The sequence below is a fragment of the Brevibacillus jepli genome, assembly GCF_047229145.1.
In the GTDB taxonomy this organism is placed as follows: domain Bacteria; phylum Bacillota; class Bacilli; order Brevibacillales; family Brevibacillaceae; genus Brevibacillus.
Window position 1 is genome coordinate 188,578 of the sequence record NZ_JBFEFW010000010.1, and the last position, 25,634, is coordinate 214,211.

The window sequence follows — 25,634 nt, forward strand, 5'->3', positions numbered from 1 at the left end:
TTCCCACTGGCGCTTCCTCCTGTCTTGCACTAGAATACATAGAAGATAACCAATTTCTATGAGGAGTTGCTACGCATGACGGAGCCAAACCAAAACGAAAAAGAAACCACCGAGCAAAAGCCTGGGAAGATCAGCCTGCAAGAAGCGATGAAGCGCAAATTGGCTGAGAAGAAACAAGCGCAAGCACAAGCCAATAATCCGTTGAATCAAAAGGCGAAAAATCAGAGCATGAAAAGCCAGCTCACGAAAAAACCAAACAATCAACGCAGACGTATGGGCGTATAGTTTCGAATGAAGCAAGGCAAAAAGGGAATGTGCAGCAAGTTTCGGCTGCAGGTTCTCTTTTTTGTATTAGTAGGCGTTTTTATCGATGAATCAATTAAGCTGGTGAGAAGAAAAAGCACAGGGCTCGCAGACCTTGACAACGCCTACCCAGTCGGAACTTCAAAAAGGGGACTACGCTTGTCGAACACTTCTTCCTTGAGAAACTTCCGCCCGTAAAGTAGCTTTGGATCGACGGTCCCCTTTTTTAAGTGGAGACGGCCAGTGAATCATCCCTGCTGGCGTGTCAGAGTCGAAGAGAGCTGTGATTTTTCTTCTCCTCCACTATGTTGACTCAAACCAGATGGAGCTTTTTATTATGTCTTTCAGACTTTTATCAAAAAGGTGGGGGCAACCATGAAAGTAGAACGGCTACTCGCCATTGTTATCATGCTGCTAAATAAGCGCCGTGTGAGCGCACGTGAACTATCTGATCATTTTGAAGTATCCTTGCGTACAGTTTATCGTGATCTAGAAACCATAAACGCAGCTGGAATACCGATTGTAGCGTATCCTGGGGCGAGCGGTGGATATGAAATCATGGAAAATTTTACGCTCGATCGGCAATACTTATCCTTGGACGAGCTGGTAGCGGTTATCGCTGCGCTTAAGGGTGTTCATTCCTCTACCGACGATAAGCAAATCGGACAGCTTCTGGAAAAAATAAAAGCGCTGCTCACCTCTGCACCGTCTTCCTTCCAAGGAAGTGCTCATCCGGTCGTTTATGACTTCAATCCGTGGGGGAGCACGCCTGCGATCGCCGAAAAAGTAAACAGGCTGCGAGACGCCATTGAGAAAAGGCTTCGCGTGCGGATTACCTATACGAAAATACAAGGCGATTCGACGGAGCGGACGATTGAGCCTGCGACACTGATTATCAAGGGATATGTCTGGTACGTGTACGGCTATTGTTTACAGCGTCAGGAGGATCGTCTGTTTCGTTTATCGAGGATTGCTGAGATGTCCGTGCTGACAGAGGAGTTTTCTCCACGTCCGTATGAACAAGTCAATAAGCTGGAATGGCTAGAAGAGTGGGATACGGCAGAGCGGATTTCACTTGTCCTGCAATTTTCCCCGAGCGTACATGTAAGGGTACGGGATATGTTTGAACCAGGGGCGATTGAGACCATGCAGGACGGTTCGCTGTTAGTGAGGACGATGATGACAGACGATGAGTGGTTAAACGGCATGCTGCTTAGCTTTGGCGATGCCTTGTGTGTACATGAACCCGCGCATGTGAGAAAGCGAATGGGGGATACCGTAAAAAGAATGACAAAACTATATGAATAAACAGGAGAACGTTGACAGATAGTTGTCAGGGTAAGGTCGTTATACTTAATTATGTAAAGCAAATTCTTACAGGAGAGTGTAAAATGATGAACCCAACGATTGTCAAACTGGATGAAATGCGTGTAGCAGGCTTGCAAATTCGTACAACCAACGAAGCGGAATGCGGAGCAAATCCGAAAATCGGGGAGTTGTGGCAGCGTTATTATCAACTAGAGTATCCATTCAAAACTCCCCATCAAAAAGAACCTGGCGTTGTCCTTGGCGTCTATTGCGATTACGAGGGGGATGAGACTGGGGAGTACTCCTTGTTAGTGGGTACCGAAGTCGCAAAAGAAGGAGAGCTGCCTGGCGAGCTTACGGTGAAGACACTGCCTGCATCTACCTATGCAGTCTTTACTACACGCGTAGGCCCAATGGTGGAGGTCGTGATGGAAGCATGGGCGAAAGTGTGGGAATGGTCCCAGCAACCGGGGAACAAGCGGACTTTTACCGGAGATTTCGAACGATATGACGGAGTACGCTGCGCTGATCCCAACAACGCGCAAGTGGATTTGTACATTGCGATCTCAGAAGAGTAATGTTTTTGATCGAAAATAAGCAGTCGTAGTCGCTTTGGCTACGATTGTTTGTTTTTTTCCATGATTTCTTCACAAGTTTCGTTTACTCTGTAGAGAGAAGGTTGCAGAGGGGAGTCATTCATAAGAATGGATTGGTTGACGAATATAGAAGCCTTGGCAGAATGGATTCGTTCATTGGGCATGCTGGGGATTATCGGTAGTATTTTATTGAACATCGTGATCAGTGTGGCGGGTGTTCTACCTTCCATTTTCTTATCAGGTGCGAATGCTGTTGTGTTTGGCTTGTACGGAGGGTTCATGATTTCTTTGACGGGAGAAGTGGCAGGCGCTTGCATTGCTTTTTTCCTGTATCGCTACACGATCCAAAAAGCGGATCGACGTAAAAAACTGAAGTCGTTCAAATGGGTACATGCCATCAATGGTACGACGAGCTTTCGCAAATGTCTTGCCATCGTATTGCTTCGGTTGAACCCGATGATGCCATCCGGTGTAATTAATTTGGGTGCAGCTTTGACGAATATAACGTTTGCGCAGTTTTTGGTGGCGACCTTACTTGGAAAAGTGCCCTCGATGGTATTCGAAACGTTCGTTGGTCATGATCTCATTTACTTCGGAGAAAACAAGTTTCGCTTACTCTTTGCCCTGGTTGCAGGCGCACTCGTCTTTTTGCTTTTCTGGAAAAAGGGAAAGCATCATATACAAGAGGAGTAAGGAGGAATTCACATGTCTACGATCCTGCTAGTCGATGATGAGCTGCAAATTTTAGAAATATTGTCCTCCTATCTTCAAAAGGAAGGCTATCATGTTCTGACGGCTCAAACAGGCAAGGAAGCAGTCGAAATGGCCACGACGGTTTCTTTCACCTGTATCATTTTGGACCTGATGCTTCCCGATCTGAGTGGAGAAGAGGTCTGCATCCAAATTCGCAAAGAGTCTCGTGTCCCGATCTTGATGCTGACGGCGAAAAGTGGTGAGGCCGATCGTATTCGCGGGCTTACGATCGGCGCAGATGACTACTTGATCAAGCCGTTTAGCCCGAGAGAGCTGGTGGCACGTGTCCGCGCCATCATGCGTCGAGCAGGCGATTATTCGTCTCTTTCCGATTACATCGAGGTGGGAGAATTGACCATTTCTATGAATGAGAAGAGAGTCACGAAGAACGGGATAGCCTTGGAGGTTACGCCAAATGAATACCGCTTGCTGACGACGCTTGTCCGTTATCCGGGGAGAACCTGGGGCAGGGAGGAGCTCGTTCGTGAGGTCATGGGCTTCGACTTCGAAGGATATGATCGGACAATCGATACGCATATCAAAAATCTTCGCCAAAAAATAGAGGCTGACCCGAAACAGCCGGAGTATATCAAGACGGTGTATGGATTGGGCTATCGCTTTGACGATCCCATGAAGAAGTGAGGCCAAAATGAAGCATATATGGGTAAAGCTCGCTTTTGTGATCATGACAGTCGGGGCATGTGCGGTTCTTTTTTCCTCCTTGCTTTCGGTAAAGGAAATGGACGTTCACTTTTCGATGTATGCCAATGAAGTAAGAAATCAGCACAATCAGGAAATATCCCGTGTGGCACTGAAGGCGTATCTTGACAATCAAGGCTGGGGAGAGGAAGCCTATCATAAGCTCGAAGCTGTATCTGACGTATTGGGCCTGCATATTACGCTTCTCGATGAGCAACGACAAGTGAAAAAGGAATGGGGCAAGACGCCTGCCCAAAATAGCAACTACAGTGTAGACAAGATTCCCCTTGTCAGTAAGGGCGTCATGATCGGGCAACTGGTGATAAGCCATGATGATCGGAGTGCGTATATGACCTTGGAAAGTCATTTTCAATGGGCGCATAAAAACACAACCTTATGGACGATGGCTGTGTTACTCATTCTAGTGATCATCATTAGTATTCCACTAGCTCGGACCATGGTGCGCCCAGTCGTACAAGTGAGCACGGCGGCGCAAAGAGTCGCTATGGGCAATTTATCCATACGCGTGCCTGAGCCGCGTGGGAAGGACGAAGTGACTTCCTTGGTCGCTGCGTTTAACAACCTGGTCCATAGTCTTGAGCATCAGGAGGAGCTGCGCAAGCGACTGACCTCCGATATCGCTCATGAATTGCGGACACCGCTGAACACGTTGCTAGCCCAAGTGGAGGGCATGATCGACGGGATATGGGAAGCGACTCCCAAAAATCTTGAAAGCACGCGATCTGAAGTACTGCGCCTCAGCCGACTTGTCCGAGATTTGGATCAGGTCATTCAGGTGGAGTCGGGTTCCTTGCAAATGCGCAGTGAAGAGGTGGAATTGAGCGAGGTCGTTAAAGAAGTCACCGAGTCGATGAGCGCTACATTTGCCCGTAATCAAGTGAAATTCCAGTTTCAGGGTGGGGATCAATCTGTCTGGATCAAGGGGGACAGGCAGAGGCTGGCGCAAATCGTGGCGAATCTGTTGACGAATGCCTGCAAGCATACGCCTGCCGGGGGAGAAGTGGTGATCACCGTGGACAAAGCGGACGCCATGGCACGCTTGCAAGTAAAAGATAGCGGTACAGGCATTGATGAGAAAGACCTGCCTTATGTGTTTGAGCGTTTTTATCGAGGGGACCGTTCACGGGCAAGGGAACGCGGTGGAGCCGGATTGGGATTGACCATTGTCAAAGGGATTGTGGAAGCGCATAAGGGGACCATTTCACTTGCTAGCCGAGTGGGAGAGGGGACGACGGTTACGGTATTATTTCCGCCACAAGCTCATGATACCGAAAATAAGGCGTAATCTGTTTCGTTCCCCTTGAGCATGGTTTATGATAGAAGGAGATTTCGAATATTGTATCCAAATGATCCACAAAAGAGGGAGAGCACATGTTTGATTGGACTACCATGGGAGCGTTTTTGGCTGTAGTGATCGGCCTCTTTTTGATTCCGGGACCTGCTGTCCTTTTAACAGCGACGCGTACCGTCCAAGGAGGACGCAAAGCAGGCATTATGGCAGGGCTGGGCATTGCCACGGGAGACTTCATTCATACGATTTTTGCTGCGGTCGGTCTATCTGCAATTTTGATGACATCTGCATGGGCATTTAATCTTGTAAAATTTGCGGGAGCGGCTTATTTGGTCTATTTAGGGGTCCGAGCTCTGATGGAAAAACCGGTTGATCCCGAGCTGCCAAAGGTAACGCCGTTGCCGCCGCTGCAATCGTATGGGCAAGCCATCCTTGCAGAAGTCCTGAATCCGAAGACGGCGTTGTTCTTTCTGGCGTTCCTGCCGCAATTCGTACATCCAGAGCGAGGCGGAGCGATCATTCAGTTCCTCGTCCTGGGACTGATTTTTGCCATCCTGGGGTTCTTTTACACGGCGTTGATTGCAATCAGTATTCGACCATTGGGGCATTTGGTGAAGCGAATCTCCTGGGTCGGCCGCTGGAGTGGCAAGATCGTAGGATCTGTTTACATTTTGTTAGGATTAAAAGTAGCGCTACAAGAGAGGTAAGGCAAAGAGCCGGGGAGCAAGTCTTCCCGGCTTTTTTTATTGTGCGAAGGATACGTAAGGTACTTTTTAGTGCCTTCAGCAGCAAGCTTGAGAAATCTCATCGTTAACGTACTCATTTCTTTCCGAACATGGTACCTTGTAACACAAAGGTAATTCCTGCAATCCCGACGATCGAGAGAAGGCGAATGACACCATTTGCGACAAATAGATTCACGCAGATGAGCGCAATAATGATGAGAATAAGCAAAATCACCGTTTTTCCGGACATGGATGTGTACCCCTTTCATCAAAAGAATTAAAAAGATTCATTGCATGGCGGTCATTCTTTCATCTGCAACGATCAGAATATTCTTTCAACTTCAAGTGAGCACGATCGAGCAGCTCCTAGGGTATGTATGGAATGGGTGCGGGCTGATCCTTTGTTGTTACTATTATTGTAAGTGAACCGGATCGAATATGCAAAACTCCCACCAGCAAACTTCAGGTCCTAACCTGTGCGTTCGGGAGGGAGTTTTCGTTGACATTACTTCGTCGCAAGCTGATGCTCTGCTGACTGCTGCTTCAAAGGCTGGCCAGTCAATTCTGCTCGTTTGGATCGAATCATAATGGCGGTAATCAACAGCGCAATGCCATTGATGATAAACACGATGCGAATCGGGATGAGCCCTCCAAGAACGCCGCCAATGATTGGCCCCATCATCGTCGCCAGTTGCGTCGAGGATTGGTTCAAGCTAAACGCCCTGCCACGAAATTCCGGTTCCGTGACCTTTACAATCATGGCGTTGATGGACGGATAGACAGCGGCAAAAAACAGTCCGTACACGAATCGCAAAATACCGAAGCCATACAGATTGGTGAAGAAAAATTGCAGCAAATTTCCGATCGCCCCGCCCATTAAGCCAATGAACAAAATTTTTGAATAGCCTACCTTCGTACCGAGCTTTCCCCACTGAGGAGCGGCGATGACCGTCGCGATTCCTACGGCGGCGAAAATGATGCCGGAGCTCAGTGAAGCGTCCTGCTGAGATGCACCCAACTGCATGACATACACGGTCAATAGTGGCTCCAGAAGCATGACGGAAATCGTGACCATCAGGCTCATGCCGAGTATGGACATCAAGGGGCGGTTCGCTAACGCAGCTCGCAGGTCATCCCGGACACTGGAGCGGTTGGCAGAGCGGTTCAGATTCGTTTCCTTCACGAAGAAAGTCGCGATTAGCGCTGCGACCAGTACGACAAATCCTGAAAAAATGAAGGCTTCGGCGTTGCCCCATACGTGACTGACGACACCGCCAACCAATGGACCGATGATTCCTCCTGTTGCTCCCGAGGTAGCCATAATCCCAAGTGCGTACCCGACGTTTTTTTCTGGTGTATTCGTCGCTACCAGCGCAATGGCCGCAGGAACATAGCCGGCAAGCAGTCCCTGGAAGATCCGTAACACAAGAAACAAATAAGGGTCGGTAATGAAGTACGTCAAGAAGTACAACAAAGCCAGGCTAAATCCAGAGCGAATCAGCATGGGCTTTCGCCCGTATTTGTCCGCAAGTGAGCCCCAGTATGGAGAAATGAGCGCACTTGCTAAAAACGTGATCCCAAACGAAATGCCTGACCAGGCCTCCAGATGCTCATTGACCCCCAGTGAAGTATGGAGGAAGATGGGCAGGAAAGGGATGGAGATCGAGTAGGCGGTACTACAGAAAAAGACGCCAATCCATAACACAATCAAATTACGTTTCCATGAAAATTCCATCTTTCTGTCACAACCTTTGTAGTTAAAAAGCAGGAATATTGTTACTGATCATTCTAGCACTGCAATTTCTCGGTGACCAATTCGTAAATATGATCAAACTATTGCAAAAATGAAATAAGAGAAACGCTTGACGCCATTTAGAAAAAAGAATATCCCCTAACGACAAGAGACGAAGCTCTTGTATCCGTTAGGGGATTTCCTTTTTACTGGCTGACAGGTTAATGTCCGGTAGGAGTGCTTATCCCTACACGATCAATCAGTAGCTTGCTTTCTTCATTAAGTCCGGAGATGACTACCGATTTGTTTAGCTGTCTGTATTTCTCAACGACCTTCGAAATAGCCGTTACAGCCGATAAATCCCAGACGTGGGAACGAGAGAAGTCAATGATAATCTGCTCGGGATCATCCTGAAAGGAAAACTGGTCGACGAAGTGTGTCATGGTACCGAAGAACAGCTGACCCGAGACGGAGTAAACCTTTTCGCCAGTATCACTTACGTGGGAGGTGGCATGCAAGCGAGCCATCCTCCAGCCAAAAATCACTGCGCTCAGGATCACACCAGAAATGACCCCTTTTGCCAAATCGTGCGTAGCGACGACAACGATCACCGTAGTAATCATGACAATGGCATCACCAAAAGGAATTTTCCGTAGATCCCGTATAGACTGCCAGTTAAACGTACCGATCGAAACCATGACCATGACGCCGACGAGGGCAGCCATCGGGATTTGTTTAACGACGTCTCCAAGGACCAATATCAGGAACAACAGAAAAATCCCTGCAACCAAGGTGGACAAACGGCCACGTCCACCTGATTTCACGTTAATGACAGATTGTCCGATCATGGCACAGCCAGCCATTCCGCCAAAGAATCCAGTGATGATATTGGCGATCCCTTGGCCTTTCACTTCTGTATTTTTGTTACTGCGTGTATCTGTCATCTCATCAAGAATGGCAGCAGTCATCAATGATTCCAGAATCCCGACCAATGCAAGTGGAAAGGAGTAAGGCAGTATGATCATGAGTGTTTCCCAGTTCAACGGGACACTAGGAATATGGAACATTGGTAATTGACGTGTGATTTCACCCATGTCTCCAACAGTTCGTAGATCAAGACCTGCCCAGATTGAAATGACAGTCATGACGATGATTGCTACGAGAGCAGAAGGGACTGCTTTGGTGAGTCGTGGCAACAAATAAATAATCGCGAGCGTTCCAGCCAGCATGACGTACATAACCCAGGACGCCCCAATAAAATGGGGGAGCTGAGCCATAAAGATCAGAATAGCCAACGCATTGACGAATCCAAGCACGACAGTATGAGGGACAAAGGTCATCAGCCTGCCGATTTTACACGCTCCCAGTACGATTTGCAAAATACCGGTCAGAACAGTCGCCGCAAATAAATACTCGATGCCATGCTCTTTGACCAGAGTAATCATTAATAACGCCATAGCACCAGTAGCTGCGGAAATCATACCAGGTCTTCCTCCGACAAACGCAATAATGACTGCGATGCAAAAGGAAGCGTACAATCCAACCATTGGATCGACACCTGCAATAATAGAAAAAGCGATGGCTTCCGGAATCAGGGCAAGTGCAACCGTGATACCTGCCAGCATGTCAGCACGTACGTTAGAAAACCATTCCATTTTTAGTTGTTGAAGGTTCAAAAATGTTCCTCATTTCTGTTTCGTATCGTGACTTTCCCCTTTCAGAAAAGTCGGGGCCGTTTTTCACAGTTTTTCATTATAGTAAAGATGAGTCATCTTCGCCATCATTTTTTTCAGGAAACGGTATAAGGCAAAAAGATATACGACTTTACGACCAAAAGTGCAGGGGGGAATTGAGTGGGACAGTGAAACAAGTTATGATGAAAATAATTCAGAAATTTCTAAATATAAACACGTATTATAGTTTTGATGAAGGGTGGATACGAGGATGGCCAAGGATTGGAAGGATGCAAAGCAAGTACAAGAGAAGAAGGAAGAATTGCTAGTGAAACCGTCCGTAACCAGACGAAAATTCCTCCAAAAAACAGCGATGCTAGGATTGGCAGCAGCCGTACCTGCTTCTCTCCTGACGCTTGGAACTGCTATTGGACAGGAGGCAACTGGAGAAGAAGGAAGCTTGTCAAAGAACGGCTCACCCCGAATGCCCAAGCTTGCGAGTGGGACGATCGTCGATGTTCCTGGCGTCAAAGTAGGACAAGTCCAAAATGAGGAAGCCTTGACTGGCTGTACGGTCATCGTGCTGGAAAAAGGATCAGCCTGTGGGGTAGACGTACGCGGTTCTGCTCCTGGGACGCGGGAGACTGATCTGTTGAATCCGATCAATTCAGTCCAGGAGGTCAATGCGGTTGTTTTAACAGGGGGCAGTGCCTATGGCTTGGATGCGGCGAGCGGCGTCATGCGTTATATGGAAGAACAGGGGCAAGGCTACAATGTTGGTGTCGGAGTCGTTCCGATCATTCCAGCGGCCGTTATTTTTGATTTATCGATAGGCAGTGCAAAAATCCGACCGGATCAACTCATGGGCTACGAGGCTGCACGACTTGCCAGTAAACAGCCAGTTCAGCAAGGAAATGTCGGGGCAGGGACGGGTGCGACAGTGGGAAAAATGGCCGGAATGAAGCGAGCGATGAAGGGCGGACTTGGAACAGCTTCTCGCCGACTGCCGAACGGTCTCGTCGTTGGTGCAATTGTAGCGGTTAATGCAGTAGGCGAGGTACGCTTACCCTCAACAGGCGAAATATTGGCAGGGGCTAGGGGAGAGGATGGCAAAATCCGCGACAGTTTGTCCTGGATGATCGATGCAGCAACGCCGCCAGTTCCAGCCGGTACGAATACCACCATTGCAGTGGTGGCAAGCAACGCCAATCTGAATAAAGTACAAGCGAACAAAGTGGCGCAAATGGCGCATAATGGCCTGGCAAAAACGATTCATCCGGTGCACACGATGAGTGATGGTGACACGATTTTTGCTATTGCCACTGGAGGTGTGGACGCATCAGTCAACCTCGTTGGGACGCTGAGTGTAGAAGTGCTCGCTGAAGCTGTCGTCAATGCGATCCTTTCTGCCAAAGGAGCGGGTGGGGTGCCCGCCTATCAAGATTTGTTCTAAGAGATATTCCGGCTTGAACCTCTCATTTCAGGGTGAAGTAGAGGTTCGAGCCGTTTTTATTCCAACAGATAAGCACAGGTCTCGCAAATGTGCTCAGCCCAGAAAAAAATCCCAATAAATGATCGATTTAAAAGTGAAATCCATATATAATGAAAATGATTTTCATAATCAAATTGGATTCATCTTGTTTGGAGAGAGAGGAGTTGCTGCTTCCATGCTTCGCAGGTTTTTTTCTTATTATCGGCCTTATCGCGGATTATTCGTGCTCGACTTTACGTGTGCGGTGTTCGTTGCCTTGTTAGAGTTGGGATTTCCACTTGCAGTAAACATGGTTGTCGATCAATTACTTCCAAGCAAAGATTGGGAGATGATCGTGTGGGCGTGCATTGGGCTTTTGGCTTTGTATGGCATTAACGCAGGGATGAACTATGTCGTCACGTATTGGGGACATAAGCTTGGGATTAATATCGAGACGGATATGCGGAAGAAACTGTACGATCATATTCAAAAGCTATCCTTCCGCTTTTTTGATAATACCAAGACGGGGCATTTACTATCCCGGCTGACGAATGATTTGATGGAGATTGGCGAGGTCGCTCACCACGGTCCTGAAGACTTGTTTATCGCCGTGATGACGCTGGTCGGTGCCTTTGTCCTCATGTTCAACATCAATGAAGAAATGGCGATACTTACGTTTTTGGTGATTCCGCTCTTGATATTCTTTGTTGTTCACTTCAACCGTAAAATGACGGGAGCGTTCCATCGTCTATACGGCGACATGGCCGATTTCAACGCACGTGTTGAGGACAACGTAGGCGGAATGCGTGTCGTACAAGCTTTTGCCAACGAGCAATTTGAAAACAAAAGATTTGCGGAGAACAACCAACGTTTCCGGATCACCAAGCTGTTGTCTTACAAAATCATGGCTCAAAATATTTCTGTCAGTTACGTGCTGATGCGTTTAGTCAATTTGTTTGTCCTGATTTGCGGCAGCTGGTTTGTTATTCAAGGTGAACTGACCTACGGTGAATTTGTTGCTTTCTTGCTGTTAACGAATGTATTTTTCCGTCCTTTGGAGAAAATCAATGCGATTATCGAGAGCTATCCAAAAGGGATTGCCGGCTTTAAGCGATACATCGAAATCATGGACACAGCACCGGATATTGCAGATGCTCCAGATGCGATCCAGGTAGAGTCATTGAAGGGCGATATTTCGTACAAGAATGTTTCGTTTAGCTACGATCAAGAGTCCTCTGTTTTGCAAAACATTGATTTGAACATCCGGGCAGGCGAGACCATAGCGTTTGTAGGCCCATCTGGTGCAGGAAAAACCACGTTGTGCAGTCTCTTGCCGAGATTTTATGAGATTGACGGGGGCAGTATCACCATTGATGGAATAGATATCCGCCAAATTACGCTAGCGTCATTGCGCAGCCAAATCGGGATCGTGCAGCAAGATGTGTTCCTCTTTTCAGGGACGATCCGAGAAAATATCGTGTATGGAAAACTAAACGCTTCCGAGGAAGAAATCTGGGAGGCAGCTCGTCGGGCTAAATTAGAAGAGTTTATCCGTTCACAGCCTGCTGGACTAGAGACAATTATCGGGGAGCGCGGAGTCAAATTGTCCGGCGGTCAAAAACAAAGGCTGGCGATTGCGCGCATGTTTTTGAAGAACCCGCCGATCCTGATTTTGGATGAAGCTACCTCTGCACTTGATACCGAAACGGAAGCGGCGATCCAGCAATCCTTGCAGGAATTGTCTGTGGGCCGTACGACGTTGGTGATTGCGCACAGATTGGCTACCATTAAAAATGCAGATCGAATCATAGTTGTGACTGAGCAAGGTATTACCGAGCAGGGAAGTCATGATCAGCTATTAGCTCGTGAAGGTCTCTATAGCAGATTGTATCAAGCACAGTTCGGCACGTATCTTGACCAGTCGAACAGCGTATTTTCTGGATAATAAATAGAAAGGGAGATATGGATGCAAGCGTGGGATGACGATTTTTTAGCACAACGTTTTGATATTACTTCAAAAATGAGACCAAATGCCTTATTTTCCATGAAGGCAAGAGATTTGGTAGACCCGAAACATATGAATGAGCTCGTACAAATCTATGCTCCGCTAATCAAGGCACATGAGCTGACTGCTGCTGGTACATACATCAGCAGTTGGCTCACGAGCCCTTCTCTCGGTCTTTCGTACATGATTTCTGTCTGGAATCGCGCACTTACTATGACACTGGATAATATGACGATCGAGTTGTTTTACGAGGATGACTATCCGCAAATCGCATTTGTGATCCCTGCGTATGAGATCGTTGAAGCGCCTACAAGCGAAGCAGAGCGAGCCATTTGGCTGAAGGAATGCTATCGTGCGTATTTCCAAGACTTCCTGCATCCGTTGCTCACGACTCTTGCAAAGGTAACAGGAAATCCGGAAGCGATGCTATGGGGACAGTTCCCGACAAAGTTCAATTATCACACGGACGCTTTTGTGGCGTTGGTAGAACAAGATAGCATCAAGCAACAAGTGAAGGCTGATTACGATGTCCTCTGTAATCAGTTGGAAGGCGAGAGCTTTGGATTGCAAAAAAATCCATTTCGCGTGAAAGTGCGCTGGATCGAGGATATGCGTGATCCTCAAGCGAAAGTGCGCATCAAGAATCAATGCTGTTTGTACTATAAGACGGGGGAGCAAAAGTATTGCTATACCTGTCCGCGGATAAAAGAAGAAGAGCGCGCTCTGATGAGAATTCGCGCGTAGGTGACCCTCCCTTTGTGGAGGGTTTTTTCTATACACCGTAGACGTATGGACATGTGCTAGCCTCTTCCTATAAAGTAGAGTCAGGGGTAAAGTTGGAAAAATCAGAATGATTTCCAGGAAGGCGTGGTTCGTATACAGACAATGAACCAAAAGGAACTGGATCGCTACGTTCGAGATTTTCATCATGCGTTTATCAAGCAAGAGCTCAGCCTGTATTATCAGCCGCTATACGATCTGAGAACAGGGAAAATCATTGGGGCAGAGGCTTTGGTTAGATGGAACCACCAACAAAAAGGGTTGCTACCACCAGATTGGGTGTTCTTGTTAGCAGAAAAGAGCGGATTGACTCTCTTGGTCGAGGAATGGGTCATCAGGACGGCTTGCAAGCAAAATATAGCTTGGCAGGACGCTGGACTACCACCTCTCGTGACATGCGTGAATCTGTCATCCTATGCCTTGGAATCAGACCAGTTGGGTAGCACGATTCAAACGATCTTGGACGAAACAAACCTGCAGCCTCACTATTTGGAGCTGGAATTTACCGAGGATTCTACCAGAGATGGAGAGCGTACCATCGAGATTTTAGCAGAATTAAAAAGAATTGGGGTAAAAATCAGCCTGGATGATTTTGGGAAGGGCTATAGCTGCATTCAACATCTATCCCGTTTTGCCATGAACAAGCTAAAAATCGATCAATCCTGTGTGAGAGAATGCATGAACGATGTCACACAGGCGACCGTTATCAAAACCGTCATGGCGATGGCACGAAGTCTTGGCGTGCAAGTAACAGCAGAAGGCGTAGAGACGCAAGAGCAACTGGAGTTTCTTTGGCAGCTTGGTTGTGATTCTGCTCAAGGATTTTGGTTTAGTGAGCCCATGCCTGCCGAAGACTTGGCTCGTGTGTTGAAGCGTGAGGAAAGGTTTAGGAACAGCGCTTTTCTTCTGCTCAATGGTGGACAACACCGAGATTTTCATACATACGAAGTGGATCAGAGTGAGCGAGGAGACGTTTTTCGCAAACATCAACATGTGAATGAATCGCCATATCGAATGATCGCAGAAAACTTGTCTGATATAATCGTGATCATCAATAGTCAGGGGTTGATTACGTATATTTCGCCATCCGTTCAATCCGTTCTGGAGATCGCTCCTGATGAAGTAGTGAATCGACCCCTGCTAGCACTTCTGCTACTGGAAACGGGCAGGCTTGTTATGCAAACGATTCGTCAGATCACGGTGGAGAAGCAGCCACGTCTCATCACATTTACTTGCCCGGGCCGGAATGGCAATAAGATCACGCTGGAGGCAAAAGGCACCCCGGTGATTCATGAAGAACAGGAGACGAACCAAGTCATCTTTATCATCCGAAATCATACGAAGCACGTGCAGACGGAAGAGTTTTTACAAAAGATGGACAAGCTATCCGTCGTTGGCCAAATGGTTGCCGGGGTTGCACACGAAATACGAAATCCGGTGACTTCAATCAAGGGCTTCGTACAATTGCTCCGTCGAGACCAATGGAAGCGGGAATATTTTGATATTATGCTGGCTGAGTTTCACCAATTAGAGAATGTCCTGCGAGAATACGTCTTTTTATCTCGAAACAGTACGGAACCATATGAACGAATGAATATAGCGGATTTACTTCGCAATGCTGCGTCTAAGGTACAAGTAACGCTAGATCGACATCATCTTGAGCTGGACATCAAGGAAGTGGAAGGAACGATGATCTGGTGCGACCAGAATCAGATCCTCCAACTATTTAACAATCTCCTTACAAACGCTGTTGAGTCGATGAAAGATGGTGGAACGATTCACATAATCGCAAGGCTTAAAGAAAGCGAACAAGTGATGATCAAAATCGTTGATGAGGGTTGTGGTATGGCAGAAGCTCGGCTGAAGCGATTAGGTGAACCCTTCTATAGCACAAAAGAAAAAGGAACCGGGTTAGGACTTATGATTTGTTATAAAATCATTCAGGCACACGATGGGTATATTCATTTTTCGAGTACCCCGAATAAAGGAACGACTGTTCAGGTATATTTTCCTTTAGGCCATAAAAAGTAGATAGATTCCCTTGAGGCAAACTCTTCCCACATGGCCTTAAGGGATTTTTTATGGCATTTCCAGGGAATCATTTGGGCGTTTGTTTATTTTTCATACGAAATAGGCGATGGCACAGAACACAGGTGATGTTCACCCATAAAATATCCCATCTTGGTGCTGCATTAGGTGGTACAGAGAAATACGAGGTTAGAGGATGATAGTCTTGTCGCAAGCAAATGTGCCCAATATTACACCAACCATAACAATTACAAGAGAAGATGCTATTAACTTGCTCTTGTCTTCGATTGCATTAGAAGAATTAGGGCTCAGTCATATTATTCATGCGGAGGGTGAAAAGCTTCAATTCATTCTCGGAACATTGCCTGGGGTTACGGCACCGCCCGCAACGATCAGCGACTTGTTGAATGTGAATGCCAGTGTGAGAGACACCTTGAAAGCCGTAACGCAAAAGGAGTTGCTTTTACAAAATAAGCTGGATAGCATTTGCCCACCAGGTCCGACAAGGCCAACAGGTCCGACTGGTGGGTTTCCTGGAGCTACCGGGGCGACAGGGGCGAGTGGGACCACAGGAACCACGGGAGCTACAGGAATCACAGGAACGACAGGTACAACAGGAACGACAGGTAATACTGGTCCAACGGGAGCTACTGGTGTTGGTATAACTGGAGCAACCGGACCTTTGGCGACAGCAAACAGCATCAATGTCGTGGAAACTACAAACGATATCGTAGCGAACAATAATCCGATCCCGTTGAATTTGGTCGCTCACCAGCAAGGCACAGCCATCACTTTTTCTCCACCAACAGATATCCTGTTAGAGGGCGGCAGAACCTATCTGGCTATATACGAAGTAGAAATCAGTGTGGAAGAGCCGGGGAGTGGGGACGCCGGTATTTCCATGAACTTGAATGGCATCACCGTAATCGGTACGGGTACTACGCAAAGTTCACCTGTATCAGATGTAAAGACTTCTGTGTCAGCACCGGCAATTTTCACTACGCCCGCAGGCCCACCCAGTGTATTGCAAGTAAGGGTAGGTCCGTTCAGCAATCCGCTTAATACGGCAGGATTAACCGTAACTGTTGTTGCCTTAACATAAACAGGGAAAAAGAAAACCAAGGTCCGAGTCATTAAGTGATCGGGTCTTGGTCTATAGGGGAGGATTTTTTATTTTGTTTCGTCGTTATCCCTCTGGTTTTCGGAAAACTGCTGCTGAACGGCTTCCAAGAAACGCTGCCATGCTTCGGGTAGCTTGCGTTCTTCCGTATGTCGATTCCCATTGGATTTTCGATCGTTTTCTTCCACACGCTCCATTCCCATCTATCCTTTCGTGTCTAGCCAATCATGGCGCAGGGTGAACAAGTCTCGCAGCTCCTCCGTCGATAGCTCCGTGATCCAGCTCTCGCCTGTTCCGACAATTTGCTGGCTCAACGATAGCTTTCTCTCCATCATCTCATCGATGCGTTCCTCGATTGTCCCGAGCGAGATGAATTTATAGACATGAACATTGCGCTGCTGGCCTATGCGATGGGCACGGTCAGTGGCCTGATTCTCTACAGCAGGATTCCACCAGCGATCTACGTGAATGACGTGATTGGCTTCCGTCAAATTCAAGCCAGTGCCGCCGGCTCGCAAGGAAAGAATGAAGATCGCCCCGCGTTCATGGTCTGCCAGCGTCTTGTCTTGAAAACGAGAGATCATCTCATCGCGTTTTTCTTTCTTCGTGGACCCATTTAAGAAGTAGACAGGCCCGAAGCCTTCTCTTGTCAGTACCCGTTGGAGTAAATTGCCCATTTCAATGTATTGGGTAAAAATCAGGCAACGCTCTTTCTTTTGGCGAATGTCCTCAACCAATTCCAGCAGCCTTTCCAATTTGTGAGAGCGACTGGCTTCATCGGTTGTTGAGATTTCATTCAAAATCAGCACAGGATGGTCGCACAGCTGCTTGAGTCGTGTTAACGTCGTCAAAATCAGACCGCGTCGCTCCATGGGAGAGGCTTTTTCCATTCGCTCAAACATATCTTGAATCGCTGTTTCATAGAGTGCGCCTTGCTCGGCCGTCAGCGGTACGTACTCCTTGCTCTCATTCTTATCAGGCAGGTCTAGCTGAATGCTCGGATCGGTCTTCACCCGACGCAGCAGGAAAGGTTGAATGAGTCGTTGCACTTGGTTAATGAGCTGCTGGTCTTGATCGCGTTCGATCGGAAGTACAAAGCGTTGGGTAAATTCCCCGAGGCTTCCCAAGTAGCCAGGATTCAAAAAGTCAAAAATAGACCAGAGCTCACTCAGGCGATTTTCGATTGGAGTGCCAGTAAGGGCGATCCGGTGCCATGCTTTCAGATCGCGAACAGCTGACGCTTGCTTCGTATACGCGTTTTTAATATTTTGTGCCTCGTCGAGACAAATCGTATCCCAAGTAACCATGGACAGCTCCTGCTCATCTAAATGGGAAAGAGCATAGGAGGTAATCACGAGATCGGCTCCCTTGATCGCGGGTAAGAATGCCTCTTTCTTTTTGCGATCATTACCATAATGTATCATCACCTGAAGAGAGGGGGCGAAACGCTTCAGCTCTTTTTGCCAGTTGCCAATAACAGAGGTAGGACAGATTAAGAGAGAAGGGGTATTTGCTGCGTCCAGCTGTTTGACATGCAACAAATGCGTGATAAATTGAACCGTTTTCCCCAATCCCATATCATCAGCCAGACAAGCTCCCAACCCAAAGCGTCGTAAAAAGAACATCCATGAGCTGCCTTCTAACTGATATTTTCGCAATGTTCCATGAAAAGTAGCAGGCTGCTCCATGATCGGGATGTGCTTCGTCTCCTGCAGTTGATTCATGAGCGCTCGTAAATGCTGATTTAGTTGAACTTCCACAGATAGGGACGTGTCGAAATCAAATTCGTCATCAGTCGGTTCCTCAACCTCCACAGTTGGGGCGAGGTGCATTTTCATGACATCACGAAGCGTCAGACCGTTCTTCGCATTGGTTTTCTTCAGCGCTTCCTGTAGCTGCAAGAATAGGTCTGGTGTCAATTGTACCCAATGTCCACGAATTTTTAGCAGGCGCTGCTTTTGTTTAATCAGTTGTTCAAATTCCTCTTCGCTAAGCTCCACGGGCCCCAAGGCTAGCTTCCATTCAAAATCCATGAGCTGAGAGACTCCTAGAAAGGACTGCTTGCTTGCGCCAACGGAGGAAGTAATCTTGGCTTTCAGCTTCGGTTTCACCCGTCGTACTTGCTCCCACCAGGCAGGCAAAAAGACATGAATACCCGCTTGCACCAACTGCAAGCTGCTCGACGTCAAAAAGATCCATGCTTGCTCATTGGTAAGCTGGGTAAGAAAACGGTTTTGATTGGCAGGAGCGTCTTTTTGCCAGGGAAGAATTTCTTTGCATTTGCCGAGGTCCGTGAGAAATCGATTCCAGTGCTCACGCCAATCAGCAGGGATACGAGCGGTGACTGCCCCTTCCGCCGTCAGCTGGTGTGGTTCGATGAGAAACAAGTGATCGGGTTCTTCACGATCCTGTAAATACACCTGGAGCTGCCAGTCATTGGGGTGCTGTTCTGCCTCGACGATTTGCAAGCACGTTCGAAACGGTGTCAGGTCGGGCAGCCAGCCAATCGATTGCAGCCATTCCTGTTCCTGAAGATGTGGAGATAGCTCGGCGCCCAAGACGTAGAGAGCCGGGTATTGCGTCAATAGCTGCTCCCACTTTCGTCCAATCTCGCTCGTATCTTGCAAGGATTTCTCGAGGACGAGTGAAAGCCAGCGGTGACCGTACTCTGGAAAATCTTCGGGAACGTGCGTGGCTCTCCAACCGATCTGTCCTTTTTTCCAGGAAGCAAAATCAGGAACGATGGAACCAGCTGCTAGCGTATTGCGTATCGTGACCGCTACTTTCGTATATTGTTCAAATGGTGTGCTCGTTGAATAGGTCCGATGCAATAGCCATAGTGGGGAGACGAAAAAGGAGAGGGCCTTGGCAGGGCCGAGCAATACGCCAAGCTCGTTTTTGTCCAGAAACGTTCCGTAATAAGATGTCTCATCCCAGGCAAATAGCGTACTGGCCAATTCTTCAGGATCGATCGTTGCTCCATGCGAGTCTTTGCCTGTGATCAGGAAACGTCCGTCTGCCAAAAGCTCTCCTTCTAGAACGATGGTAGTGACGGTGTTCATAAGTTGAAATTTCCTCTCCTTAGCTCTTCTTGAAATGCACGTAACCGATTATGCTTGGCAGACAATTGATCAACGTACCGTTCCCAGCACGCATCTTGCCTTGCTCTGTTGTAAATCATCCGAACCTTCTTCATAAGCTTGATCGCTTCTTTGTAAGCCGTTCGGTTCCGTTCCGCAATCAGTCGGTTCACCTCACGCAAATAAAATGGGAAGAGCAGAGTAGGCTCTGTATCCTCGATTTCTTTTAGCTGTACGATAGAAATCTCAACGAGAGGTACCTGGAACGACATTTGCAAATCGATCCATTGCTTAAATTGTCTCGCTTCATATAAATAGGCTGCATATTCGTGATAGCTGCTCGGCAAGAACTGCTTCAGCTTGGCGCCGCATTCGGATGACCGCCCCAGCTGCTCCATCGCTTCCTGCCAAATGGCGATGATGAGTCGGTATTGCTGCGTATCGGCTTGCCCGATTAAGGACGTCAATGAAGCAGTCCAATCAAGGAATCGCTGCCATTCACCATTTCGCGCGAATGATTTCATATAGGACAAGTAGAACGACAGGTTCAAACGGCTCATTTTTTTCCAAATAGCGAGAGCGGCTTCGTCCTTTTTTTCCATCACATGAAAGTGTGCACGCAGAAGCAGTCCTTTTTCCTTGTCTGCGGCAGAACTGTTTTCATCGGCGATAAGCTGATCCAGCTCGTTGATTTCCGCATGCATCCATTCGGGGTTATTCAGCAGCATCCACCACAGCATTTGATAGGCGAAAATCCAGTAGAGGGAAGTCGCTTCGTTCTCTTTCAATTGTTTTGTCAACTGAAGAGTATCTACTATGGCATCGTGGTGGTCAGCCAAAAGAGCAGGGATGTCCGCAAAATACAAAGTCCCTTCTAATTGATCCAATAATCTTTCGGCAGTCTGAACCAAATCCAGGAACCAGTAGGATTGGCGATATGTTTTGACGTATTGCTCCAGCTTCATGAGATGGAACAGATTGGCGTGAATAACGAAGAGCTGTGCCCGATCCTTCGGCCACGATGCAGCAACGCCCAGCACATTTTGATAGCTCGATAATAGCTCAGAGGAGGCTCGATACGATTCCATAGCCGCAAACAGGTTCCGTGTCCAGCTTTCAAAAAAGGTCCACCACTCACTGACGGAGCTGTTCGCGGTAAGTGGAGAGGAGACAGGTGCTGAATCATGTTGAGTTGGAGCTGTATGGCTGTATTTATAAGCAGGGATCAGCATATGAGGCGAAAAGGTTGCTCGTCTTGGTTGTTGGGAACGGGTCAAAAACGTACGAGGATTCTCGAAAACACTGTACATCTGAAAAAAGGTAGCGGCAATATGCTTGCAAATGCGTGAATATGGACACGTACAGGTACTGTTTTGAACCGTTTCCATATCTAAGCGAACGTGATAGACCTCAGAACCCTGAACGTCACTTGTTAAATAAGTGCCTTGTTCTACACGCGTATTGAAGACAACGCCATCTGAAAAGTACGTATAGCCCCGTTCAATAATGTGCCCTTCAACGGCAACGAGGATTTGCTCGCCTACCTGTATCGCTTGATCCCGAGTCAACTCTCTTTGCAACATGTAGTAAAATCCTCCGAACGAAGTGTCATCCCTCCATTATAACCCAAAATGCGGAGAATTGGAAAAGATGAGGATCGAAAGCAAATGCACAAAAAAAGATTGGGGCATAAACCAAAAACAGCGCTTAATTTTTGGAGAGAGTGGGTGTATACTGAACAAGTCGAAAGAAAGGCAACGAAATGCAATTCGTTTTTGTTGTCTTTGGTTGTGTTGTCGAAACGTTATTTGTACAACAAGAGAGAAGGGGCACAAATGCTATCGCTATCGATATTCCTCGTACTATCATCTGGCCTTGCTCATGCTGTTTGGAACCTGTTCACGAAAAAAGTGAGAACAAAATGGCTTTTCTTTGGTTGATTACATTGCCAACGACCATTATTCTCTTGCCTGTTCTTATTTGGGATTTGATGCAAATACAACTGACAGGGTTTATCGTTCTTCTCCTGTTCATGTCCTTTTTCTTTCAAGGCTGTTATACATGGTTGATGGCCAAGGCTTATACATACGGGGATATCTCACAGGTATACCCCATCATGAGAGGTACGGGGACGCTTCTCATTCCGTTTTTTAGCGCCATCTTCTTTCAGGAGTATTTATCCGTACCGGGATGGCTGGGTGTCATTTGCATTGTGATCGGAGTCTTTGCTATTAGTGGGATGATTGGCATCGGGCGTAACATCCAACCTGTGAATCCTCTCGCCCTGCGATACGCCTTTGCTGTCGGGCTATGCATCACCGGATATACGTTAACCGACAAACAAATCGTTCAACAATTATCTCCATTCGCGATATTGGAAATCGCTAACTTTGCTTGTCTGATCGTCGCGGGAAGGTTCATTTGGAAGAAGGGACTCATTCGTCGGGAGTGGCAAAAAAACTGGCGAACGATTGTGCTGGGCGCGATTCTTTCACCAGGCTCGTATTTGTTGTTCTTGTTTGCGATGACGTTGGCACCACTGGCAGCCATTGCGCCTATTCGTGAGGTAAGTACGGTATTTGGTACGCTGCTCGGGATTTTATTATTGAAGGAGCGACAGCGCTTATGGCGGCTGTCCATGTCATTGATGATCACGATTGGGATCATATCGATTGCTGTTTGGGGATAGAGGTTCATCAAGAGTCGGCTAGGAGAAATCCAGGCTGGCTATTTTTTTTGCAACGAGGGAATGATGAAAGGGGAAGAAATAAACGGCTAAGGATGATAAAAATGGATGCAAAAGGGGTTGCACCAATCACTCATAAGCGGACGAAAAAAAGAAGAATCGTACTGAGAGCACTCGGAATCATCATTGGAGCCTTGCTGGTGGCAGTCGGACTCGAAATTTTTCTCGTACCGAACAACATTATTGATGGTGGGGTAACTGGCGTATCCATTATGGTGTCAAAGCTTACGGGAGGCCCACTCGGCTTATTTTTATTCCTGTTGAACCTTCCATTCTTACTCATCGGCTACAAACAAATTGGCAAGACATTCGCCATCTCCACTCTGTTCGGTGTCGTCGTCATGTCCTTGGGGACGAGTTACCTCCATCTTGTACCTAGCTTGACGGACGATCTGCTGCTCTCCGCCGTTTTTGGAGGAATCATCATCGGAATCGGTGTGGGACTTGTCATCCGGGCAGGAGGCTCCTTGGATGGGACGGAAATTGTAGCGATCCTGCTAACGAGGATAAGCCCGTTTTCTGTTGGCGAAATGGTCATGTTTTTTAACATATTTATATTAGGCAGTGCCGGATTCATTTTTGGGTGGGATCGGGCCATGTACTCGTTAATCGCTTACTATATCGCTTATAAAATGATTGATATTACGATGGTTGGACTTGAGCAATCCAGATCGGTGTGGATTATTAGTGATTTTCCAGTCGAGATTGGCGATACCCTGACGGCGAGGCTGGGACGGGGAATTACTTATTTGAATGGAGAAGGTGGCTACTCGGGGGACGTAAAAAAAGTCATTTTCTGTGTCATCACTCGTTTGGAAGAAGCGAAGCTCAAATCGATTGTGGAGGAAATCGACTCATCTGCCTTTTTGGCCATTGGTCATATTCACGATGTGTCTGGCGGGCGGTTTAAGAAAAAGAACATCCATTAGCATACGAGAGTAAGTCCCCCTTCTTACGTAAGTAGAGCTGCATGGAAGGGGGGAAAAACGTATTGACTGCACTGACAGAATTATTTTACGATTACAACATACCAAAATACAAAACGACGTTCCGTATTTTGGGACAACGAAATGGTGATGAGAAGTGGAAAAAACAGCAAACCGAAGCGTGTTGAAAACACTTGAGTTTTTAGAGTACTTCATTCACAACAGTGAATTGAGTCTGGCAGAACTCGTGGAATTGTCAAACATGCCGAAAAGTACGGTATTTCGGATCATCCAGACGCTTGAAATGCGTGGTTTTGTGTCCAAAACGACGAACCATCAGCCGCCTAAGTACGAACTGGGCTTGAAGCTGCTCGAATTTGGGAACATCGTGGCACAGCGATTGGAGATTAGAAAAATTGCGCTCCCATACATGATGCAGCTGCGGGATACCGTCGATGAAGCGGTCAATTTGATCATTCGCTATCAAGATGAAGGGGTTTACATTGAAAAGGTAGATTCGCGTGGGTACGTTCGGCTATACACGCAGGTAGGGCGCAAGTCCCCGTTGTACGCAGGCGCGTGCCCGCGAATTTTATTATCGTTCATGCCAGACGAAGAAATTGTCGCTCTGTTAAATCGGATTGAATTGAAAAAAATCGCACCAGGCACAAATACGGACTTGGAACTGCTGTGGAAATGGATACACGATGCGCGTGAGAGTGGATACACAGTAAGCTACGGAGAATTGGAGCCGGATTCTGCAGCGATTGCGGTACCCATTCGTGATTTTTCTGGACAGGTTATTGCCGGGTTGAGCTTGGCTGGAGCAACGTCGCGTTTTTCGGAGGAGCGATTGGGATACTTGGTTCAAGAGACAAAAGCAGCAGCGAAAAGCATCATGAGCAAGCTCGGATATACGCAAGTATGAGGAGGAGGAGTACATATGAAGACAGTTCTTGTCACAGGGTTTGACCCTTTTGGAGGTGAGACAGTCAATCCGGCTTGGGAATCGGTAAAAGAGCTCGGGAAAATCGAATCTGCTGGATACAAAGTGGAGTTGCGTCAAATCCCTACTGTTTTTGATAAGTCAATCGAACTGCTCTATGCGGCCATCGAGGAGATCAAGCCAGATGTTGTGCTCTGTATCGGACAAGCTGGCGGGCGTGTAGATATTGCGGTTGAGCGTGTCGCGATTAACGTGAATGATGCGCGTATCCCTGACAATGAAGGCAATCAACCAATTGATACCCCTATTCAAGAACAGGGCCCTGTCGCTTACTGGTCTACCCTGCCAATCAAGGCGATCGTAAATGACTTGAGAAAGCAAGGAGTTCCTGCTTCCATTTCACAAACGGCCGGAACGTATGTATGCAATCATCTTTTTTATGGATTAATGCATTATTTAGCGGAACACCATGCTTCAACACGCGGTGGCTTTATCCATATCCCATATTTGCCGCAGCAGGCTGCATGGCTGACAGGACAGCCAAGCATGGCTTTGGAAACGATCGTAAAAGGGCTTCAAATCGCCATTGAGGCAGCTATTTCCTACGATGAGGATATTGTCATGGCAGGAGGTCAAATCAGCTGATTTACGATAAACAAGAATGGAGGGGAAAACGTTGCCGAACTATGAATTCTCTCCACTGGGGGATATGGGTGTCGTTGTAAAGGTTGGGGAAGTCATAGATCAAAGGACGCATGAGAATGTCGTCATGCTCGCTGAGTATATTCAGGAGCAGCCTTTTTTGGGGATGATTGAAATCGTCCCTGGCTTTACTACCGTTACCATTTACTATGATCCAATTGTTCTGTTGCAGCACTTTCCCCAAGGACCGATGCCTTACGAGCGCGTCACTGCGATACTTGACCAGGTGTGTCAACAGCTCACGATCCGTCACAAGGCAGAGCCGCGATTGGTTGAGATTCCGGTTTGCTATGGAGGAAGCTATGGGCCGGATTTGGACATCGTAGCGCAGCAGAACGACCTCACACCAGAGGAAGTCATTTCTATCCATTGTTCTGCCGAGTATTTAGTGTACATGATCGGGTTTGCTCCCGGCTTTCCGTACCTCGGTGGAATGGACGGACGATTGGCGACTCCGCGACGATCCACGCCACGACTCTCGATTCCTAAAGGCAGTGTAGGGATTGGTGGCTCACAAACGGGCATTTATTCTATCGAGACCCCGGGCGGATGGCAAATCATTGGGAGAACACCGCAAAGCCTCTTTCAGCCAAATGAGAGTCATCCAAGCCTCTTGTGTGCGGGTGATAAAGTTCGCTTTCGTCCTATTTCCGAGGAGCCATTCCTGTAATGAAGAAATTTGAGCTTTGAAAGAAAAAAGCGCCTCCTGTATGCTGGGTCTTGGAATGG

General features: G+C 47.4%; 23 protein-coding genes. 17 read left to right on the forward strand and 6 right to left on the reverse strand.

The annotated features are described in order from the left end of the window. The first annotated feature begins 75 nt into the window (after positions 1-75). The 7 genes from AB1L17_RS13455 to AB1L17_RS13485 all read left to right on the forward strand — a co-directional run bounded on the left by AB1L17_RS13455 (position 76) and on the right by AB1L17_RS13485 (position 5,678). The gene (locus tag AB1L17_RS13455; RefSeq protein ID WP_088907354.1) at positions 76-285 is read left to right on the forward strand and encodes a hypothetical protein; all 210 of its coding nucleotides are present in this window, start codon (positions 76-78) and stop codon (positions 283-285) included. Between the two features lie 393 nt (positions 286-678). After that, complete coding sequence (locus AB1L17_RS13460) at positions 679-1,611, forward strand: helix-turn-helix transcriptional regulator (RefSeq protein ID WP_412845341.1); 933 nt, start codon at positions 679-681, stop codon at positions 1,609-1,611. Positions 1,612-1,694: 83 nt separating this feature from the next. Continuing rightward, the gene (locus AB1L17_RS13465; protein ID WP_412845342.1) at positions 1,695-2,189 is read left to right on the forward strand and encodes a GyrI-like domain-containing protein; all 495 of its coding nucleotides are present in this window, start codon (positions 1,695-1,697) and stop codon (positions 2,187-2,189) included. A gap of 126 nt (positions 2,190-2,315) precedes the next feature. After that, positions 2,316-2,900, forward strand: a complete 585-nt coding sequence (locus AB1L17_RS13470; RefSeq protein ID WP_412845343.1) for a TVP38/TMEM64 family protein — start codon at positions 2,316-2,318, stop codon at positions 2,898-2,900. A 12-nt stretch (positions 2,901-2,912) separates the two neighbouring features. Continuing rightward, positions 2,913-3,602 carry a response regulator transcription factor gene (locus tag AB1L17_RS13475; protein ID WP_412845345.1) on the forward strand — a complete coding sequence of 230 codons (690 nt, stop codon included), beginning with the start codon at positions 2,913-2,915 and terminating at the stop codon, positions 3,600-3,602. Positions 3,603-3,609: 7 nt separating this feature from the next. Beyond that, entirely contained in the window at positions 3,610-4,965 is a 1,356-nt protein-coding gene (locus AB1L17_RS13480; RefSeq protein WP_412845346.1) for a HAMP domain-containing sensor histidine kinase, read from the forward strand. Between the two features lie 86 nt (positions 4,966-5,051). Beyond that, positions 5,052-5,678, forward strand: a complete 627-nt coding sequence (locus tag AB1L17_RS13485; RefSeq protein WP_412845347.1) for a LysE family translocator — start codon at positions 5,052-5,054, stop codon at positions 5,676-5,678. A 112-nt stretch (positions 5,679-5,790) separates the two neighbouring features. On the opposite strand, the gene AB1L17_RS13490 is transcribed toward AB1L17_RS13485, so the two are convergent. From AB1L17_RS13490 to AB1L17_RS13500, 3 genes are all read right to left on the reverse strand, one after another. Beyond that, positions 5,791-5,946 carry a hypothetical protein gene (locus AB1L17_RS13490; RefSeq protein ID WP_412845348.1) on the reverse strand — a complete coding sequence of 52 codons (156 nt, stop codon included), beginning with the start codon at positions 5,944-5,946 and terminating at the stop codon, positions 5,791-5,793. Between the two features lie 255 nt (positions 5,947-6,201). Then, a complete protein-coding gene (locus AB1L17_RS13495; RefSeq protein WP_412845349.1) occupies positions 6,202-7,431 on the reverse strand; it encodes an MFS transporter in 1,230 nt (409 codons plus the stop codon). A 218-nt stretch (positions 7,432-7,649) separates the two neighbouring features. Then, the gene (locus tag AB1L17_RS13500) at positions 7,650-9,104 is read right to left on the reverse strand and encodes a SulP family inorganic anion transporter (protein WP_412845350.1); all 1,455 of its coding nucleotides are present in this window, start codon (positions 9,102-9,104) and stop codon (positions 7,650-7,652) included. 268 nt (positions 9,105-9,372) lie between these two features. On the opposite strand from AB1L17_RS13500, the gene AB1L17_RS13505 reads away from it, so the two are divergent. The 5 genes from AB1L17_RS13505 to AB1L17_RS13525 all read left to right on the forward strand — a co-directional run bounded on the left by AB1L17_RS13505 (position 9,373) and on the right by AB1L17_RS13525 (position 16,487). Further along, the gene (locus AB1L17_RS13505) at positions 9,373-10,554 is read left to right on the forward strand and encodes a P1 family peptidase (RefSeq protein ID WP_412845351.1); all 1,182 of its coding nucleotides are present in this window, start codon (positions 9,373-9,375) and stop codon (positions 10,552-10,554) included. A 214-nt stretch (positions 10,555-10,768) separates the two neighbouring features. Next, positions 10,769-12,517 carry an ABC transporter ATP-binding protein gene (locus AB1L17_RS13510; protein WP_412845352.1) on the forward strand — a complete coding sequence of 583 codons (1,749 nt, stop codon included), beginning with the start codon at positions 10,769-10,771 and terminating at the stop codon, positions 12,515-12,517. Positions 12,518-12,538: 21 nt separating this feature from the next. Further along, positions 12,539-13,321 carry a Fe-S oxidoreductase gene (locus AB1L17_RS13515; RefSeq protein ID WP_412845353.1) on the forward strand — a complete coding sequence of 261 codons (783 nt, stop codon included), beginning with the start codon at positions 12,539-12,541 and terminating at the stop codon, positions 13,319-13,321. 123 nt (positions 13,322-13,444) lie between these two features. Continuing rightward, the gene (locus AB1L17_RS13520; RefSeq protein ID WP_412845354.1) at positions 13,445-15,388 is read left to right on the forward strand and encodes an EAL domain-containing protein; all 1,944 of its coding nucleotides are present in this window, start codon (positions 13,445-13,447) and stop codon (positions 15,386-15,388) included. A gap of 193 nt (positions 15,389-15,581) precedes the next feature. After that, entirely contained in the window at positions 15,582-16,487 is a 906-nt protein-coding gene (locus AB1L17_RS13525; RefSeq protein ID WP_412845355.1) for an alpha-helical endospore appendage domain-containing protein, read from the forward strand. Between the two features lie 68 nt (positions 16,488-16,555). Here AB1L17_RS13525 and AB1L17_RS13530 read toward each other — a convergent pair whose 3' ends face one another. Genes AB1L17_RS13530 through AB1L17_RS13540 form a run of 3 tightly spaced genes read right to left on the reverse strand, consistent with a single transcriptional unit; the run spans position 16,556 to position 21,168 of the window. Beyond that, complete coding sequence (locus AB1L17_RS13530) at positions 16,556-16,702, reverse strand: hypothetical protein (protein WP_412845356.1); 147 nt, start codon at positions 16,700-16,702, stop codon at positions 16,556-16,558. A gap of 6 nt (positions 16,703-16,708) precedes the next feature. After that, on the reverse strand, positions 16,709-19,567 hold the full coding sequence (locus AB1L17_RS13535; protein WP_412845357.1) for a DEAD/DEAH box helicase: 2,859 nt from the start codon (positions 19,565-19,567) through the stop codon (positions 16,709-16,711). Next, positions 19,564-21,168, reverse strand: coding sequence for an SWIM zinc finger family protein (locus AB1L17_RS13540; protein ID WP_412845358.1), 1,605 nt, complete (start codon positions 21,166-21,168; stop codon positions 19,564-19,566). Before AB1L17_RS13540 ends, AB1L17_RS13535 begins: the two co-directional genes overlap by 4 nt. Before the next feature lie 338 nt (positions 21,169-21,506). Between AB1L17_RS13540 and AB1L17_RS13545 the strand changes: the two genes are divergently transcribed. The 5 genes from AB1L17_RS13545 (at position 21,507) to pxpB (ending at position 25,575) form a co-directional block, all read left to right on the forward strand. Beyond that, positions 21,507-22,274 (forward strand): EamA family transporter, encoded by a 768-nt coding sequence (locus tag AB1L17_RS13545; RefSeq protein WP_412845359.1) that lies wholly within the window; start codon positions 21,507-21,509, stop codon positions 22,272-22,274. 101 nt (positions 22,275-22,375) lie between these two features. Next, positions 22,376-23,260 carry a YitT family protein gene (locus tag AB1L17_RS13550; protein WP_412845360.1) on the forward strand — a complete coding sequence of 295 codons (885 nt, stop codon included), beginning with the start codon at positions 22,376-22,378 and terminating at the stop codon, positions 23,258-23,260. A 154-nt stretch (positions 23,261-23,414) separates the two neighbouring features. Further along, a complete protein-coding gene (locus AB1L17_RS13555) occupies positions 23,415-24,185 on the forward strand; it encodes an IclR family transcriptional regulator (RefSeq protein WP_412845361.1) in 771 nt (256 codons plus the stop codon). Positions 24,186-24,200: 15 nt separating this feature from the next. After that, positions 24,201-24,848, forward strand: coding sequence for a pyroglutamyl-peptidase I (gene pcp / locus AB1L17_RS13560; RefSeq protein WP_412845362.1), 648 nt, complete (start codon positions 24,201-24,203; stop codon positions 24,846-24,848). Positions 24,849-24,864: 16 nt separating this feature from the next. Further along, a complete protein-coding gene (pxpB, locus tag AB1L17_RS13565) occupies positions 24,865-25,575 on the forward strand; it encodes a 5-oxoprolinase subunit PxpB (RefSeq protein ID WP_412845363.1) in 711 nt (236 codons plus the stop codon). Positions 25,576-25,634 lie beyond the last annotated feature (59 nt).